A 14,266-nucleotide genomic window follows, 5' to 3' on the forward strand; every position below is an offset into this window, starting at 1 on the left:
CTGCTCACGCCACTGCGTCGGCCTTCACCCGGCGCTCGCGCATGAAAACATAAAAACCCGATCCGACGATGATTGCGATACCGAGCCATTTCGATGGCGTCGGGAAATCGCCGAATACTATCAGGCCAACCAGAACCGCATTGACGATTTCAAGATACTGGAACGGCGCCAGCATGGATGCTGGTGCGAGCTTGAACGCCTGCACGACCATGAGGTGACTGACAGTGCCGATTGTTCCAAGAAGCAGCAGGAGCAGCCAGGGCTGGATGCCCTGCGGCAGCCCGAAACTCAGATCGCCAAGCCCCGCCGCAGTTCCATAGATCATGGCGAGCCCCGCAAACATCCAGCCGCCCACACCGGCATAAAACTGCATGACAAGCGGGCTTTCCTTCGCACCGTATTTGCGATTCAAAATGAGATAGATCGCAAAAGTTACGGCGGTCGCGAGCGGCAGAAGCGAGACCGCGCCGAAAATCTCGAAACTCGGCTGGATTACTATCATCGTCCCGATGAGACCGATACCGACAGCACTGAATCTTCTCCAGCCCACTTTCTCCTTCAGGAAAATGGCCGAAAACAGCGTCAGAATAAGAGGCTCGGCAAAGAAGACGGCCATCGCATCGGCCAGCGGCATATACTTGACTGCCGTAAAGAAGCAGAGCCCGCCAAACCCCATCAGCGCACCGCGAATGAGGTTGCCTGCCAGATGCTGCGTTCGCAACGCTGCAAAGCCGCCGACCATGAGCAGGATGAAGAACATCAGCCAGCACTGAACGAAGAAGCGCATGAAGGTCACGGTTGCCGGAGGCATATGGTCTGCCATGGCGAGCCACTTGCCGATGGCATCCATCAGCGGCAGCAGAAGCACCGAGAGCACCATGATCGCCATGCCTTTTACGTGCGCTTCCATGCCGCCTGTCGCGCTGCTCTGCATTTCAAACTCTCGGTATCTGGAATGTCCCCGCTATGGCTCTATGCGAACTGCCGCAGCGTTTCCATCCAATTTGACCGGAATTGCCCCGCTTGTTTGACTTTCGACCGCTTTCTGGTGCAAATCAGTTCCGTTCTGGACAAAACCCTTTGAAAAAGCCGTGCGCAAACGGAACGTAAGGCGAACTTTAGTCGCCTTTCGCGAGCGCGCGTGGCATCATTCAAGTGATTCGCGAACAGTATTTTCCGGTCTTTGGCGAGCAGGCTCGACAGCGGCCTCCTGAAATTCAGATAGAGAGCTTTTCGGAACAAATGGACGATAGCAACGATCTCTTCTCGAGAGTGGTCAACAATGCCCGGGCCCGAGAACAGGAACAGGGGCGACAGAGCGAAAAACCTGTGGCGCCGCAACCTGTTGCGCAGCCGGTGGCAGCGCCGTCGCTCTCTGTTCCAAAGCCGGTAACCGCCAAGGCGCCGCCTGCTTCATCGGCAGGCGATGACTATAATGCTTCGTCCATCCGTGTTCTGGAGGGTCTGGAACCCGTACGCCTGCGCCCCGGCATGTATATTGGCGGCACGGACGAAAAGGCGCTGCATCACCTCTTCGCCGAAGTCATCGACAACTCGATGGACGAGGCGGTGGCGGGACACGCCAATTTCATCGAAGTCAGTTTCGACGCCGACGGATTTGTCACCGTTTCGGACAATGGGCGCGGCATTCCAGTGGACGAACATCCCCAGGTGCCGGGAAAATCCACGCTCGAAGTCATCATGACCAAGCTGCATGCTGGCGGCAAATTCGACGGCAAGGCTTATGAAACGTCAGGCGGCCTGCATGGCGTGGGTGTTTCGGTGGTGAATGCCCTTTCGGACGTGCTTGAAGTGGAAGTGGCGCGCAATCGCCGTCTTTATCGGCAGCGTTTCTCGCGCGGTATTCCGCAGGGCGGACTGGAAGATGTCGGCGAAGTGCATAACCGTCGCGGCACCCGTGTCCGTTTCCACCCGGACCCTGATATCTTCGGGAAAACGGCGCAGTTCGATCCGCATCGTCTCTATCGCATGGCGCGCTCGAAGGCCTATCTGTTCGGCGGGGTTGAAATCCGCTGGAACTGCGATCCTTCCCTCCTCGACCCGAAGAAGGAAACGCCGGAGAAGGCGGTGTTCCACTTCCCCGGCGGCCTGAAAGACTATCTCGAGGCATCGCTTGGCAAGGAACATCAGGTCACGCGCGAGGTTTTCGCAGGCAAGACCGAAAAGCAGGGTGGCCACGGCGCGGTTGAATGGGCCGTTTCATGGTTTGGCGGCGACGGTTTCGTCCATTCCTATTGCAACACCATCCCAACCGGCGATGGCGGCACCCATGAGGCAGGCTTGCGCATTGCGCTGACACGCGGCCTGAAAGCCTATGCGGAACTGACCAACAATAAACGCGCCTCGATCATCACCACTGACGACGTGATGGTGTCGGCGGCGGGAATGCTGTCGGTCTTCATCCGCGAGCCGGAATTTGTCGGCCAGACCAAGGACAAGCTTGCCACCGTCGAAGCGCAGCGCATCGTGGAAAATGCAATCCGTGATCCGTTCGATCACTGGCTGACGGCTTCTCCGCAGGAGGCGTCCCGCCTCCTGGAATGGGTGATCGACCGCGCGGATGAGCGTTTGCGCCGCCGTCAGGAAAAGGAAACTGTCCGCAAAAGCGCGACGCGCAAGCTGCGCCTGCCGGGCAAGCTCGCCGATTGCACCCAGAACGCGGCCGCCGGGGCGGAACTGTTCATCGTCGAAGGTGACTCGGCAGGCGGTTCGGCCAAGCAGGCACGCAATCGCGCCAACCAGGCCATTTTGCCGTTGCGCGGCAAGATTCTGAACGTTGCCAGCGCAGGACGCGAGAAGCTGACGGCGAACCAGCAGATTGCAGATCTCATTCAGGCTCTTGGTTGCGGCACACGCAAGAACTATCGGGAAGACGATCTGCGCTATGATCGCGTCATCGTCATGACCGATGCTGACGTCGACGGTGCGCATATTGCATCCCTGCTCATCACATTCTTCTATCAGGAAATGCCGGACCTGATCCGCAACGGCCACCTCTATCTGGCAGTGCCTCCGCTTTTCCGCTTGAGCCAGGGCGGAAAGGTCGCCTATGCGCGTGATGAAGCGCATAAGGATGAGCTTCTGCGCACCATGTTTACCGGACGGGGCAAGGTGGAAATAGGCCGTTTCAAAGGCCTTGGCGAAATGCGCGCCGAACAGCTCAAGGAAACGACCATGGACCCTAAGAAGCGAACGCTTTTGCGTGTCCAGGTGGACGAAGAATATGTCGATGAAACCCGCAACACGGTCGATGAACTGATGGGCACCAAGCCGGAAGCTCGTTTCCGTTTCATTCAGGACCGTGCGGCTTTTGTCGAAGAGTTGGATATTTAGAGCACGTTTCCAGAAAGCCTGAACTGCTCGCGTCCCATGAACGGCAACCCGCAAGCGCGATGCCGTTCATTCTCTTTTTCAATAAAACTGTTTAAGCCATTGTTAAAATGAAGCTTCAAACTTTCACATCGATGCCGAGCTTGGCTTCAATTTCCTCAATCGATTCCTTGACGAAGAATGTCTGGTCCGTGCTCAGCGTCACAATACGCGTGCCGGTTCCATAAGTATTGTAGCACAAAACATGATTGAAATTCACGGCGAGCTTCTCCCCGTTTACTTCCGTCAGCATGATCCACATCGCTTGCCCTCCTCCTAGTGTATTCACTCTCAAGAAGGATAGGCGCGACAGAACGTTCGGCAATGGTTGCGACAAGCTGGCTTCAAAGCTTTGCGCGCATTCTCACCTTTTCAACCTGTTTCCTGAAGCTTTCCGACCACTCCTCTCCCTGCCACTCGATCCGGAAACCAACCTTTTCATAAAGATAGATCGCGGGGAGATTATCCGCATGCGTCCCGATCACTGCTTCATCGAAGCCGTCGAACAGGAGTTGCGCCATCAGGGCATCAAGAAGCTGTCCGCCAATTCCCTGCCCGTGGCAGGGCGGATCGACCCATAGGTCGGAAATGTAATTGCTTCGCGGCACTCTCGCACCCCAGCCCGCAATAGTTCCGCCCTTTTCGGCAGTCAACACACCATCCGCATTCTCTTGAAGGTCGTGCAGGAATTTGGCTTCCAGCGCGTGCTGCCGATCAGCGGTAAGTTCCACGCCACGAGCCGCAATCCGCCACGCCCTGACTGCCAAGGCGGCCATAGAAGCAAATTCGCCGGGGAAGCCCCGGCGAATAAGAAGATCGGATTTTACCACCATTTTGCCGGAGTAAACCGTCCGGCTGCCTGTTCGATGGCGTGCGCCGCCTGGAACAGCGTCTCTTCCTCGAACGGGCGTCCGATGAGCTGAAGGCCAAGTGGCAGGCCGTGGTCATTGACGCCCGCAGGCACGGCAATGCCCGGCAGGCCGGCCATGTTGACAGTCACCGTGAAGATGTCATTGAGGTACATCTTTACCGGATCGTTGGCGAGATCCTCATCGGCTAGGCCAAAAGCAGCCGATGGCGTCGCTGGCGTCAGGATCGCGTGGACGCCCTTGGCGAATGCGTCCTCGAAGTCCTTCTTGATCAATGTCCGTACCTTCTGCGCACGCAGATAGTAGGCATCGTAATAGCCAGCCGAGAGAACGTAAGTGCCAATCATGATGCGGCGCTTAACTTCCTTGCCGAAGCCCGCCGCGCGGGTCTGTTCGTACATGTCGGCAATGTCCTTGCCTGGCACACGCAGACCATAACGCACACCGTCATAACGGGCGAGGTTCGAGGACGCCTCCGCAGGCGCGACTATATAATAGGCGGCCAGCGCATATTTCGTGTGCGGCAGCGAAATATCGACAATTTCCGCACCAGCATCCTTCAGATACTGAATGCCCTTCTGCCAGAGTTCCTCGATTTCGCCAGGCATGCCATCGACGCGATATTCCTTCGGAATGCCGATCTTCATGCCCTTGAGCGATTTGCCGAGGGCAGCTTCGTAATCCGGAACAGGCAGATCGACGGACGTGGTGTCCTTGAGATCAAGCGAAGCCATCGATTTCAGCAGGATAGCCGCATCGCGCACGTCGCGGGCGATCGGCCCGGCCTGATCGAGCGAGGATGCGAAGGCCACCGTGCCCCAACGCGACACGCGGCCATAAGTCGGCTTGATGCCAACCGTGCCGGTGAAAGCCGCTGGCTGACGGATCGAGCCGCCTGTGTCGGTTGCAGTCGCGCCAGCGCAAAGCTGCGCTGCAACCGCGGCAGCCGAACCGCCCGACGAACCACCCGGTACCAGGTCGGCATTGGAACCCTTGGCCCGCCATGGATTCTTGACCGCGCCATAATAGGACGTTTCGTTGGACGAGCCCATGGCGAATTCGTCCATATTGAGCTTGCCGAGCATAACCGCGCCATCCGACCACAAATTGGCGGTGACGGTCGATTCATATTCCGGCTTGAAACCGTCGAGAATGTGGGAGCAGGCCTGCGTATGCACACCCTTGGTCGCAAACAAGTCCTTCACGCCCAGCGGAATGCCTTCCAATGCGCCCGCCTCGCCCTTGGCGATGCGCTCATCCGAAGCCTTCGCCATCGAACGCGCCTGATCGTGTGTCACCTTCACGTAAGCGTTGATGGTGTCATTCGCAGAGTCGATAGCTGAAAGATAGGCGTCGGTCAGTTCGGTCGCTGTGATGGCTTTGGCCTTCAGCTTGTCGCGCGCCTCGGCAATGGTCAGTGCGGTCAGTTCGCTCATCGTCAAATCCTGTCAGTGCGCCTCAGTGAGACGCTTTTCAAAAAAGGCGCTGTATTCAGATTCGGGATAGTCCAGAACCACACCGCAGCGCGTAAAACCTGAATTCTCATAAAGTCGCCATGCCCCGGCAAAACCGGGACCAGTTCCCGTTTCGAGTACCAGACGGGTCACGCTCCTCGCCCTCGCCAGATCGACAATCGCATCGACCAGAACCGAGCCAACGCGCTTGCCGCGCACTTCCGGGAGGGTAAACATGCGCTTCACCTCGGCGATGCCATCTCCATGCATCTTCAAGGCACCGCAGCCGACAGCCTTGCCGTTTTCGTCGCGCGCTACAAAGACCGACGTATCCGGCCCCGCCATCTGCTCCACCGTCATCTTGAACTGGAATTCCAGCGGCGACAGCGGCAGGAGATGCGCATTCAGGCCGTCGACCAGCACGCGCACATCGTCCTGCAAAGGGGTCTCGACTGAAACCCGAATGGCCATGACCTACTCCACGACCTTTGGGACGACGAAGAAATTGTCTTCCGTAACCGGTGCGTTGGCGACCACTGCGGCAGCAATGCCGCCATCGGTCACCTTGTCTTCGCGCATGCGCATGTCCATTGGCGTAACGGAAGTCATCGGCTCGATACCGTCGACATCGACTTCGTTCAATTGTTCGACAAAGCCCAGAATAGCATTGAGTTCGCCGGTCATGCGTTCGGCATCGTCGTCGCTGACAGCGATACGCGCCAGATGCGCGACGCGCTTGACGGTGGAAATATCGACGGACATCCTGTTCTCCGCAAATGCACTAACTTTGTACCCACGCACATCTTGTCCGAAAACCGCATTGCGTGTTCCGGGTTGTGCTTCAGATCGGGCGGCGACCCGCCACCCCTGAAAAGGTTTCCTACCGGCTATAACGGCGCGACTGTTGAAGCGCAACATTTCTTGCGCCTCAAAAGGCCTTTAGAAGCTGTGGACAGTTCCAGCCGGATCGGTCAGCACTTTTGTCTCGCGATGGTCTGCCATTCCTTCAGCGAACTTGTCCGCCGTCTGATCGATGATGGGGAACGAGCCGTAATGGCACGGCAGCACGGTTTTGAAATTGAAGTAACGCTGGCAGGCGAGAGCCGCAACCGCACCGCCCATCGTAAAGCGATCGCCAATGGGAACGATCCCGATCTCTGGCTGATGAAGCTCGTTGATAAGCCCCATATCGGAAAAGATATCCGTGTCTCCCATATGATAAAGCGTCGGCGCATCCTCGAAATGGAACACCAGACCGTTCGGATTGCCCAATGCCTGCGATACGCCGTTTTCCGTCAGCATTGCCGAGGAATGAAGTGCGTTGACGAATGTAATGGTAAAGCCGTCATGCGCCACCGTGCCGCCCGTATTGCCGGGATCGACCTTTTCCACGCCCTGACTGCCGAGCCAGCTTGCAAGATCGGCGTTGGCGATAACCGTCGCACCATGTTCCCTTGCAATTGCTACCGTATCGCCGACGTGATCGCCGTGGCCGTGCGTCAGCGCGATGTGGGTCACACCGCTGGTTACTTCCTTGAAATCTATGCCCTTCGCACCGGGATTTCCGTTGAGAAACGGATCGATGAGAATGACGGCCCTTGCAGTTTCAACGCGGAAGGCGGCGTGGCCAAGCCATGTAAGTTTCATAAACTCTCTCCTCAATCTGTGTTTCCGGCTCGATTTCCAGTTTGCGAACAGATATGACGCCAATAAAGTTGAAGGCAATAGAAACCACTTCAAAATCCGATGAGGACCGATGGCTGTCGTTGAAATCGAGGAAATTCCGGCGCTGCTTCAGCCCGGAAAGACCATTGCCGGACTGGACTTGGGAACCAAGACCATCGGCCTTGCGGTATCGGACCTCGGTCTTTCCTTCGCCCATCCGCGCCCGGTCATCAAACGGGTGAAGTTTTCGATCGACGCACAAGTGCTTCTGAAAGCTCTCGACGCCGACAAGGTCGGCGTTATCGTCATCGGTTTGCCTATGAATATGGATGGAACATCGGGTCCCCGCGTTCAGGCCACGCGGGCATTTGTGCGCACCATGCAGCCGCTCACCGACTTGCCCTTTGTGTTCTGGGACGAGCGCCTGTCGACGGTCGCCGCCGAACGGGCGCTTATCGGCATGGACGTCTCTCGAGGCAAGCGGGCCGAACGTATCGATTCGGCGGCCGCAGCTTTCATTCTTCAAGGGGCGCTCGACCGCCTGCACAGCATCAGGCGGTCGGTATCCGACGATTACGACGCCGGATAAAGCTGGTCGAGAATGCGTTCCGCATTGTGGCGTGCATCCAGCATGCCATAGGTCGACCGCCACTGTCCGCCGAGGCGGGTTTCAATGAATGCGTCAGCCACATCGTCGGCACCAAGCTGGCGCAGTTCTGCGGCGGCGGCGGCATAGGCCAATTGCTCGGTCAGAAGGCGTGCAACACCCGGATCGGTTTCAGTGAGCTGCAATGCAGCACGCAGCACATCAAGCGTTCCCTGCCCGCGCGGGCCAAGCTGTCCGCCGATCCACTCCAGTACTTCATCGAAAAGCGCCGGCGCGCGGGACAGCACACGCGCGACATCCAGCGCCATGACATTTCCGGACCCTTCCCAGATCGCGTTGACCGGCGCTTCGCGATAGGCGCGCGCAAGATTGCCTTCCTCGATATAGCCGTTGCCGCCAAGGCACTCCATTGCCTCATAGAGTAAGGCAGGCGCGATCTTGCAAACCCAGTATTTCACCACCGGCGTCATGCAGCGGGCAAACGCCGCCTCTGCGCGATCACTTGCAGCCATATCAAAGGCGCGTGCCAGCCGCATGGAAAGCGCGGTCGCGCCGGCGACATCGAGCGCCATATCGGCGAGTACACGCTGCATCAATGGCTGTTCGATAAGAGCCTTGCCAAACACCTGCCGGTGACGACTATGATGCACGGCTTCGGCGAGGCCAGATCGCATAAGTCCAGCCGATGCCACTGCGCAATCGAGCCGCGTCAGCGTGACCATATCCATGATGGTCTTGACGCCCTCGCCCGGATTACCGATCAGATGACCGACCGCGCCGTCAAATTCCACCTCCGATGAGGCGTTGGACTTGTTGCCGAGCTTGTCTTTCAATCGCTGGAAAAAGAACCCGTTCCCGCTTCCCTGCGAAGTGAGGCGCGGAAGCAGAAAACAGGAAAGACCGTCTTCTGCCTGCGCCAGCGTCAGGAACGCATCCGACATAGGAGCGGACATGAACCACTTGTGGCCAGTAATGGCATAGGTGCCGTCTTCGTTGCGGATGGCGCGGGTCGTATTGGCCCGCACATCGGTTCCGCCCTGCTTTTCGGTCATACCCATGCCAAGCGTAATGCCCTGTTTGGCAAATGCTGGCTTCTGCGAAAAATCGTACTTTCTTGAAAGAATGACCGGCGACCATTCCTTGTAAATTTCCGGCGAGGCCATGAGCGCGGCAAGCGATGCGCTCGTCATGGTCAGCGGGCAAAGATGCCCCGCCTCAAGCTGCGCCGTCAGGAAAAAGCGCGAGGCGCGTGCCTGATGACGGCGACCGGTTTCCAGCGGGTTGCCCTCCCAGATGGAACAATGCAGGCCAGCCGCGATAGAGCGGCGCATCAGCGCATGATAGGCTGGATGATATTCAACCAGGTCGATACGGTTGCCCTGCCGGTCATGGGTGCGCAATTTCGGCAGCTCGGTGTTGGCGAGACGCGCAAGGTCCTGTGCTTCAGCCGACATGACGAAACGGCCCGTCTGCTCCAGATCCGTATGCAGTTCCTTCGGGAAACGTGCCGCAATCTGCATCAGAAGCGGATCGCCCAGATAGGCATTGTTGCCCGTCATGGGCGGTGTCTGGTTGGTCACGTCGTGCGTTTTCAAAAGCTCGTTCCGTCTTGTGCGATTCAGTTCTATTTAGGGTTCTTGCATCGCATTTGCTAAAATTTTGCCATCCCGAACGCAATTTGTCGTCAGGACAGCACAGGTTTTTCTTGGTGAATCGCCCATAGCCATTATAAGGACGGTTGCGGGACCTGCCTCATGGTCCTATACGGGTGACTTGCCATGACAAATCAAACGGTCCCTCCGCTTTTCCCTCACCGCCACCTGCTGGGCATCAAGGGGCTTTCGCCCCTGGACATTCTCTGCCTTCTTGATCTCGCCGATCAGGAAATCGCTGTTTCCCGACAGCCCGAGAAGAAAAAGTCCGTGCTGCGAGGTCGCACGCAAATCAATCTCTTCTTTGAAGCATCGACACGAACGCAATCATCGTTTGAGCTGGCCGGAAAACGGCTCGGTGCGGACGTCATGAATATGTCGGTCGGTAATTCATCGGTCAAGAAAGGCGAAACGCTCATCGATACCGCGATGACGCTGAACGCCATGCAGCCGGATATACTGGTCATCCGTCACGCCTCGGCAGGCGCTGCCGCCCTGCTCGCGCAGAAAGTCGGCTGTTCGGTCGTCAACGCCGGTGATGGCGCGCATGAACATCCAACACAAGCACTTCTTGACGCTCTCACTATCCGCCGCGCCAAAGGCCAGATCGAAAATCTGATCGTCGCCATATGCGGCGATGTACTGCATTCCCGCGTGGCACGCTCCAACATTCTTCTTCTCAATGCTCTTGGCGCGCGGGTGCGTGTCGTCGCGCCATCCACGCTCCTGCCCTCCGGCATGGCGGACATGAGCGTCGAGGTCTTCAACTCGATGGAAGAAGGCTTGAAGGACGCGGATGTCGTCATGATGCTGCGGCTTCAGCGTGAGCGCATGGCCGGTTCATTTGTGCCTTCGGTACGCGAATATTTCCGCTTCTATGGCCTCGACAAGGAAAAGCTGAAACACGCCAAGCCGGACGCCCTTGTCATGCATCCCGGCCCGATGAATCGCGGCGTTGAGATCGCATCTGACGTTGCCGACGGGCCGCAAAGCGTCATCCAGCAACAGGTTGAAATGGGGGTTGCCATGCGCATGGCCGTAATGGAAGCCCTGCTCGACCCGCGACGCAACCTGGGCAATGGAGAAAATGCATGAGCGCGATCCTCTTTGAAAACGCGCGCATCGTCGATCCGTCGCGTGGTCTCGATGAAACCGGCAGCGTTTTGATCCGCGATGGAAAGATCGTTGCCGCCGGTGCCAACGCCCGCAATCAGGGTGCGCCGGAAGGTGCCGAAATCGTCGACCTGAACGGCAAGGCAGTGTTACCCGGCATGGTGGATGCGCGTGTCTTTATCGGTGAACCCGGCGCAGAACATCGCGAAACCATCGCCTCGGCAAGCCGTGCGGCAGCTGCGGGCGGCGTGACCTCCATCATCATGATGCCCGACACCGATCCGGTGATCGATGACGTGGCGCTCGTGGAATTCGTCAAGCGCACGGCACGCGATACGGCCGTCGTCAATGTGCATCCGGCAGCGGCGATCACCAAAGGCTTGCGCGGCGAAGAGATGACCGAAATCGGCCTCTTGCGCGATGCAGGTGCGGTTGCCTTCACGGAAGGCAGGCAGACCATCGCCAACACACAGCTCATGCGGCGCGCGCTGACCTATGCTCGCGATTTCAATGCCGTGATTGCCTGCGAAACGCGCGATCCTTATCTCGGCGCAAACGGCGTGATGAACGAAGGTCTGTTTGCAAGCTGGCTTGGACTTTCCGGCAGTCCCCGGGAAGCGGAAGTGATTCCGCTGGAGCGCGATCTGCGTCTGGCAGCGCTGACCAACAGCAACTATCACGCCGCACAGCTTTCCTGCGAAATGTCGGCGGAGGCCGTACGCCGCGCCAAGGATCTGGGCGCCAAGGTGACGGCAGGTGTATCGATCAACCATTTGTCGCTCAATGAGAATGACATTGGAGAATTCCGCACCTTCTTCCGTCTTTCCCCGCCCCTGCGCAGCGAACAGGACCGCCTTGCCATGGTCGAAGCCGTGAAAAACGGCACCATCGACATTGTCGTTTCGGCTCACGACCCGCAGGACGTCGATACCAAACGCCTGCCTTTCTCGGATGCCGAAGCCGGTGCCATCGGCCTCGAAACACTCCTGGGAGCTGCACTCCGCCTCTATCACAATGACAGCATTCCGCTCCTGCGGCTGGTGGAGGTTCTATCGACAGCTCCGGCGAAAATTTTCGGTCTGGATGCCGGTACGCTCAAACCGGGCGCCAAGGCCGATCTTGCCATTGTCGATCTGGAAGAACCATGGGTCGTGCGAGCGGAAGACCTGCACTCACTCTCAAAAAACAGCTGCTTTGAAAGTGCGCGTTTTCAAGGCCGCGTCGTCCACACATTAGTGGCCGGAAAGACCGTATATTCGGCTTGAAAAACACCGCATAACCCGGAACAATCAACCGAAAATTCCGGGTAGGCGGAATCAAGAAGCAGCAGGGGATGTTCATGGCCGAATCGGGATTTGTCAGCATGACGCTCGTAGGAGCGCTTGTCTTCGGCTATTTTCTGGGCTCGATTCCTTTTGGCCTGGTTCTGACCCGCCTTGCAGGGTTGGGTGATGTCAGGTCCATCGGCTCGGGCAACATCGGGGCGACGAATGTACTGCGCACCGGTAACAAGAAGCTTGCCGCAGCAACCCTGATCCTCGACGCCCTCAAAGGCACGGTCGCCGTTCTGATCGCTTCACGCTACGGGCCCGATGCCGCAATCGGCGCGGGCTTCGGTGCCTTCATCGGGCATCTTTTTCCGGTATGGATCGGCTTCAAGGGCGGTAAAGGCGTTGCCACCTATCTCGGTATCCTGATCGGTTTGGCATGGCCCGGCGCGCTCGTCTTCGCCGCCGTATGGATCGTAACCGCACTTCTCACGCGGTATTCTTCCCTTGCAGCGCTTGTCGCCAGCATCATTGTTCCAATCGCGCTTTACTTCCAGGGCAGTCCCGCAATCGCGGTCCTCTTCGCGATCATGACAGTCTTTGTCTTCTACAAACACAAGACGAATATAGGGCGCCTGATAAACGGCACCGAAAACAAGATCGGAGCCAAGGGGTGAAGGGAAGCGCGAATTCGAAAACTGGAATTCGCCTCTCCGACCGCCAGCGTCTCAACTGGCTGCGCCTCATCCGAACCGACAATATCGGCCCTGTCACGTTTCGCGACCTGATTCTGTTTTGCGGTTCAGCTTCAAGCGCGATAGAAATGCTGCCCGATCTCAACATCCGGGGCGGCAGCGCACGCCCCATCCGCGTCATGTCCATGGACGATGCAGAGCGCGAGCTTGAAACCATCGATCGAGCCGGTGCCCGCCTTGTTGGAATGGGCGAACCGGATTATCCGCCACAGCTGAAAAATTGTGAGGCCCCACCCCCGCTGGTCACGATTAAGGGAAACGCCGCTGTTTTCAACAAGCCTCCCGTTGCAATTGTCGGTTCCCGGAACGCCTCGGTAATTGGCGCGCGTTTCACCGAACGCTTGGCGAATGATCTTGGCGAAGCCGGGTTTGCTGTTATTTCCGGACTTGCCCGCGGCATCGATGCCGCTGCCCACCGCGCAAGCTTGAAGACAGGAACCGTCGCCGTGTTGGCAGGCGGGCTTGATCGCCCCTACCCACCCGAAAACCTGCCCCTTTATCGCGCCATACCGGAAGAGGGTGGCGTACTCATAAGCGAAATGCCGATGGGCGCGGAGCCTCGCTCGCGCGATTTTCCCCGTCGCAATCGCATCATTGCAGGGCTCTCGCTGGGATTGATCGTCGTCGAAGCTGCCGAACGATCCGGTTCGCTTATCAGCGCACGCATGGCCGGCGACATGGGGCGTACAGTATTCGCTGTGCCGGGCTCACCGCTCGATCCTCGTGCGCGCGGCACGAACCTGCTTCTCAAACAAGGCGCAACATTGGTAACGGAAGCAAACGACGTTATCGAGATGCTCCGGCCGCTGGCCGGTTCAAGTGCGTATCCAACGGATATGCCGACACAACCGGATCTTTTGTCTCCGGCCATGGAAGAACCAGAATCTTATCAACCGATTGCGACGGAGGAACAACGGGACATTGTTATTGATGCACTTGGCCCCGTGCCGACCGATATCGACACGCTGGTTCGCCATACGGGTCTGGATACCGGTGCTATCCAGCTCATTCTTCTGGAGCTGGACCTGGCCGGGAGGCTGCACCGATATGCCCGTAATCAGGCCGCCCTTGTCCCTCTGGAATAGCCTCTTATGTCTTGGCTTCGTTGTGAAGTGCCTCTCGCGCTTCGACAAGAGCCATCTCGATCATATAGGACAGCAACAGATAATCTGTATTCTTTGCCATTAAATTGAGCTGCTCCAGCATCTGCTCGATATATGTCAGCGTCTCGTGCCGAGTCGCGCTCTGTACATCGTCATCGTCTTCCATATCTGGAAAACTCGTTGTATCACCCATACCTATCTCCCCGCGAGATAAATCGCTCTTTGTTTCATTTCATGCTACTACTGGTTACACTCAACTTAACAGCAATCTTAAGTTGTATTTCGTTATTTTTGTCGTCCTGCTCTTGACCAAACGCTGCCTGCTGTTCATGTGAAGGCAACGAATTTCTCGCGGAGAGGAGATATTTTGTCTCCATGGGACGCGAATCT

15 protein-coding genes are annotated in these 14,266 nt (G+C 57.6%); 6 read left to right on the forward strand and 9 right to left on the reverse strand.

All coding sequences use genetic code 11. The annotated features are described in order from the left end of the window. Positions 1 to 4: 4 nt before the first annotated feature. Positions 5 to 934, reverse strand: a complete 930-nt coding sequence (locus JNC63_RS19325) for a DMT family transporter (protein WP_006468924.1) — start codon at positions 932 to 934, stop codon at positions 5 to 7. 308 nt (positions 935 to 1,242) lie between these two features. Between JNC63_RS19325 and parE the strand changes: the two genes are divergently transcribed. Next, positions 1,243 to 3,354 (forward strand): DNA topoisomerase IV subunit B, encoded by a 2,112-nt coding sequence (gene parE / locus JNC63_RS19330; RefSeq protein ID WP_006471386.1) that lies wholly within the window; start codon positions 1,243 to 1,245, stop codon positions 3,352 to 3,354. Positions 3,355 to 3,469: 115 nt separating this feature from the next. On the opposite strand, the gene JNC63_RS19335 is transcribed toward parE, so the two are convergent. The 6 genes from JNC63_RS19335 to JNC63_RS19360 form a co-directional block, all read right to left on the reverse strand. Beyond that, the gene (locus JNC63_RS19335; protein ID WP_063621049.1) at positions 3,470 to 3,652 is read right to left on the reverse strand and encodes a hypothetical protein; all 183 of its coding nucleotides are present in this window, start codon (positions 3,650 to 3,652) and stop codon (positions 3,470 to 3,472) included. 82 nt (positions 3,653 to 3,734) lie between these two features. Further along, on the reverse strand, positions 3,735 to 4,166 hold the full coding sequence (locus JNC63_RS19340; RefSeq protein WP_235691677.1) for a GNAT family N-acetyltransferase: 432 nt from the start codon (positions 4,164 to 4,166) through the stop codon (positions 3,735 to 3,737). Positions 4,167 to 4,213: 47 nt separating this feature from the next. Next, a complete protein-coding gene (gene gatA / locus JNC63_RS19345; protein WP_006471388.1) occupies positions 4,214 to 5,695 on the reverse strand; it encodes an Asp-tRNA(Asn)/Glu-tRNA(Gln) amidotransferase subunit GatA in 1,482 nt (493 codons plus the stop codon). A gap of 12 nt (positions 5,696 to 5,707) precedes the next feature. Beyond that, complete coding sequence (locus JNC63_RS19350; protein ID WP_063621051.1) at positions 5,708 to 6,184, reverse strand: GNAT family N-acetyltransferase; 477 nt, start codon at positions 6,182 to 6,184, stop codon at positions 5,708 to 5,710. A gap of 3 nt (positions 6,185 to 6,187) precedes the next feature. Continuing rightward, positions 6,188 to 6,475 (reverse strand): Asp-tRNA(Asn)/Glu-tRNA(Gln) amidotransferase subunit GatC, encoded by a 288-nt coding sequence (gene gatC / locus JNC63_RS19355; RefSeq protein ID WP_006471389.1) that lies wholly within the window; start codon positions 6,473 to 6,475, stop codon positions 6,188 to 6,190. A 177-nt stretch (positions 6,476 to 6,652) separates the two neighbouring features. Continuing rightward, positions 6,653 to 7,360: a metal-dependent hydrolase gene (locus JNC63_RS19360; RefSeq protein ID WP_006471390.1), complete on the reverse strand. Its 708-nt coding sequence runs from the start codon at positions 7,358 to 7,360 to the stop codon at positions 6,653 to 6,655. A gap of 109 nt (positions 7,361 to 7,469) precedes the next feature. Here JNC63_RS19360 and ruvX point away from each other — a divergent pair, with 109 nt between their 5' ends. Continuing rightward, complete coding sequence (gene ruvX, locus JNC63_RS19365) at positions 7,470 to 7,967, forward strand: Holliday junction resolvase RuvX (RefSeq protein ID WP_006468933.1); 498 nt, start codon at positions 7,470 to 7,472, stop codon at positions 7,965 to 7,967. Here the strand turns inward: ruvX and JNC63_RS19370 are convergent. Then, complete coding sequence (locus tag JNC63_RS19370) at positions 7,952 to 9,580, reverse strand: acyl-CoA dehydrogenase family protein (RefSeq protein WP_031346952.1); 1,629 nt, start codon at positions 9,578 to 9,580, stop codon at positions 7,952 to 7,954. The two genes, ruvX and JNC63_RS19370, sit on opposite strands and share 16 nt — an antisense overlap. Before the next feature lie 183 nt (positions 9,581 to 9,763). Here JNC63_RS19370 and JNC63_RS19375 point away from each other — a divergent pair, with 183 nt between their 5' ends. The 4 genes from JNC63_RS19375 (at position 9,764) to dprA (ending at position 13,858) form a co-directional block, all read left to right on the forward strand. Next, entirely contained in the window at positions 9,764 to 10,732 is a 969-nt protein-coding gene (locus JNC63_RS19375; RefSeq protein WP_063621053.1) for an aspartate carbamoyltransferase catalytic subunit, read from the forward strand. Beyond that, positions 10,729 to 12,015, forward strand: coding sequence for a dihydroorotase (locus JNC63_RS19380; RefSeq protein ID WP_006468935.1), 1,287 nt, complete (start codon positions 10,729 to 10,731; stop codon positions 12,013 to 12,015). The genes JNC63_RS19375 and JNC63_RS19380 overlap by 4 nt, the downstream gene beginning before the upstream one ends. Before the next feature lie 74 nt (positions 12,016 to 12,089). Further along, a complete protein-coding gene (gene plsY / locus JNC63_RS19385) occupies positions 12,090 to 12,695 on the forward strand; it encodes a glycerol-3-phosphate 1-O-acyltransferase PlsY (protein ID WP_006471392.1) in 606 nt (201 codons plus the stop codon). Beyond that, the gene (gene dprA, locus JNC63_RS19390) at positions 12,692 to 13,858 is read left to right on the forward strand and encodes a DNA-processing protein DprA (RefSeq protein WP_063621055.1); all 1,167 of its coding nucleotides are present in this window, start codon (positions 12,692 to 12,694) and stop codon (positions 13,856 to 13,858) included. Before plsY ends, dprA begins: the two co-directional genes overlap by 4 nt. 4 nt (positions 13,859 to 13,862) lie before the next feature. Here the strand turns inward: dprA and JNC63_RS19395 are convergent, their stop codons facing one another. Continuing rightward, a complete protein-coding gene (locus JNC63_RS19395; RefSeq protein WP_006468937.1) occupies positions 13,863 to 14,069 on the reverse strand; it encodes a hypothetical protein in 207 nt (68 codons plus the stop codon). Positions 14,070 to 14,266 lie beyond the last annotated feature (197 nt).

The organism is Brucella ciceri (genome assembly GCF_041930145.1).
In the GTDB taxonomy this organism is placed as follows: domain Bacteria; phylum Pseudomonadota; class Alphaproteobacteria; order Rhizobiales; family Rhizobiaceae; genus Brucella; species Brucella intermedia.

Bases quoted from the DNA above. Each gene is read 5' to 3' on its own strand.
- JNC63_RS19325 (WP_006468924.1), bottom strand. From the start codon at position 934: ATGCAGAGCAGCGCGACAGGCGGCATGGAAGCGCACGTAAAAGGCATG.
- parE (WP_006471386.1), top strand. From the start codon at position 1,243: ATGGACGATAGCAACGATCTCTTCTCGAGAGTGGTCAACAATGCCCGG.
- JNC63_RS19335 (WP_063621049.1), bottom strand. From the start codon at position 3,652: ATGTGGATCATGCTGACGGAAGTAAACGGGGAGAAGCTCGCCGTGAAT.
- JNC63_RS19340 (WP_235691677.1), bottom strand. From the start codon at position 4,166: ATGGCCGCCTTGGCAGTCAGGGCGTGGCGGATTGCGGCTCGTGGCGTG.
- gatA (WP_006471388.1), bottom strand. From the start codon at position 5,695: ATGAGCGAACTGACCGCACTGACCATTGCCGAGGCGCGCGACAAGCTG.
- JNC63_RS19350 (WP_063621051.1), bottom strand. From the start codon at position 6,184: ATGGCCATTCGGGTTTCAGTCGAGACCCCTTTGCAGGACGATGTGCGC.
- gatC (WP_006471389.1), bottom strand. From the start codon at position 6,475: ATGTCCGTCGATATTTCCACCGTCAAGCGCGTCGCGCATCTGGCGCGT.
- JNC63_RS19360 (WP_006471390.1), bottom strand. From the start codon at position 7,360: ATGAAACTTACATGGCTTGGCCACGCCGCCTTCCGCGTTGAAACTGCA.
- ruvX (WP_006468933.1), top strand. From the start codon at position 7,470: ATGGCTGTCGTTGAAATCGAGGAAATTCCGGCGCTGCTTCAGCCCGGA.
- JNC63_RS19375 (WP_063621053.1), top strand. From the start codon at position 9,764: ATGACAAATCAAACGGTCCCTCCGCTTTTCCCTCACCGCCACCTGCTG.
- JNC63_RS19380 (WP_006468935.1), top strand. From the start codon at position 10,729: ATGAGCGCGATCCTCTTTGAAAACGCGCGCATCGTCGATCCGTCGCGT.
- plsY (WP_006471392.1), top strand. From the start codon at position 12,090: ATGGCCGAATCGGGATTTGTCAGCATGACGCTCGTAGGAGCGCTTGTC.
- JNC63_RS19395 (WP_006468937.1), bottom strand. From the start codon at position 14,069: ATGGGTGATACAACGAGTTTTCCAGATATGGAAGACGATGACGATGTA.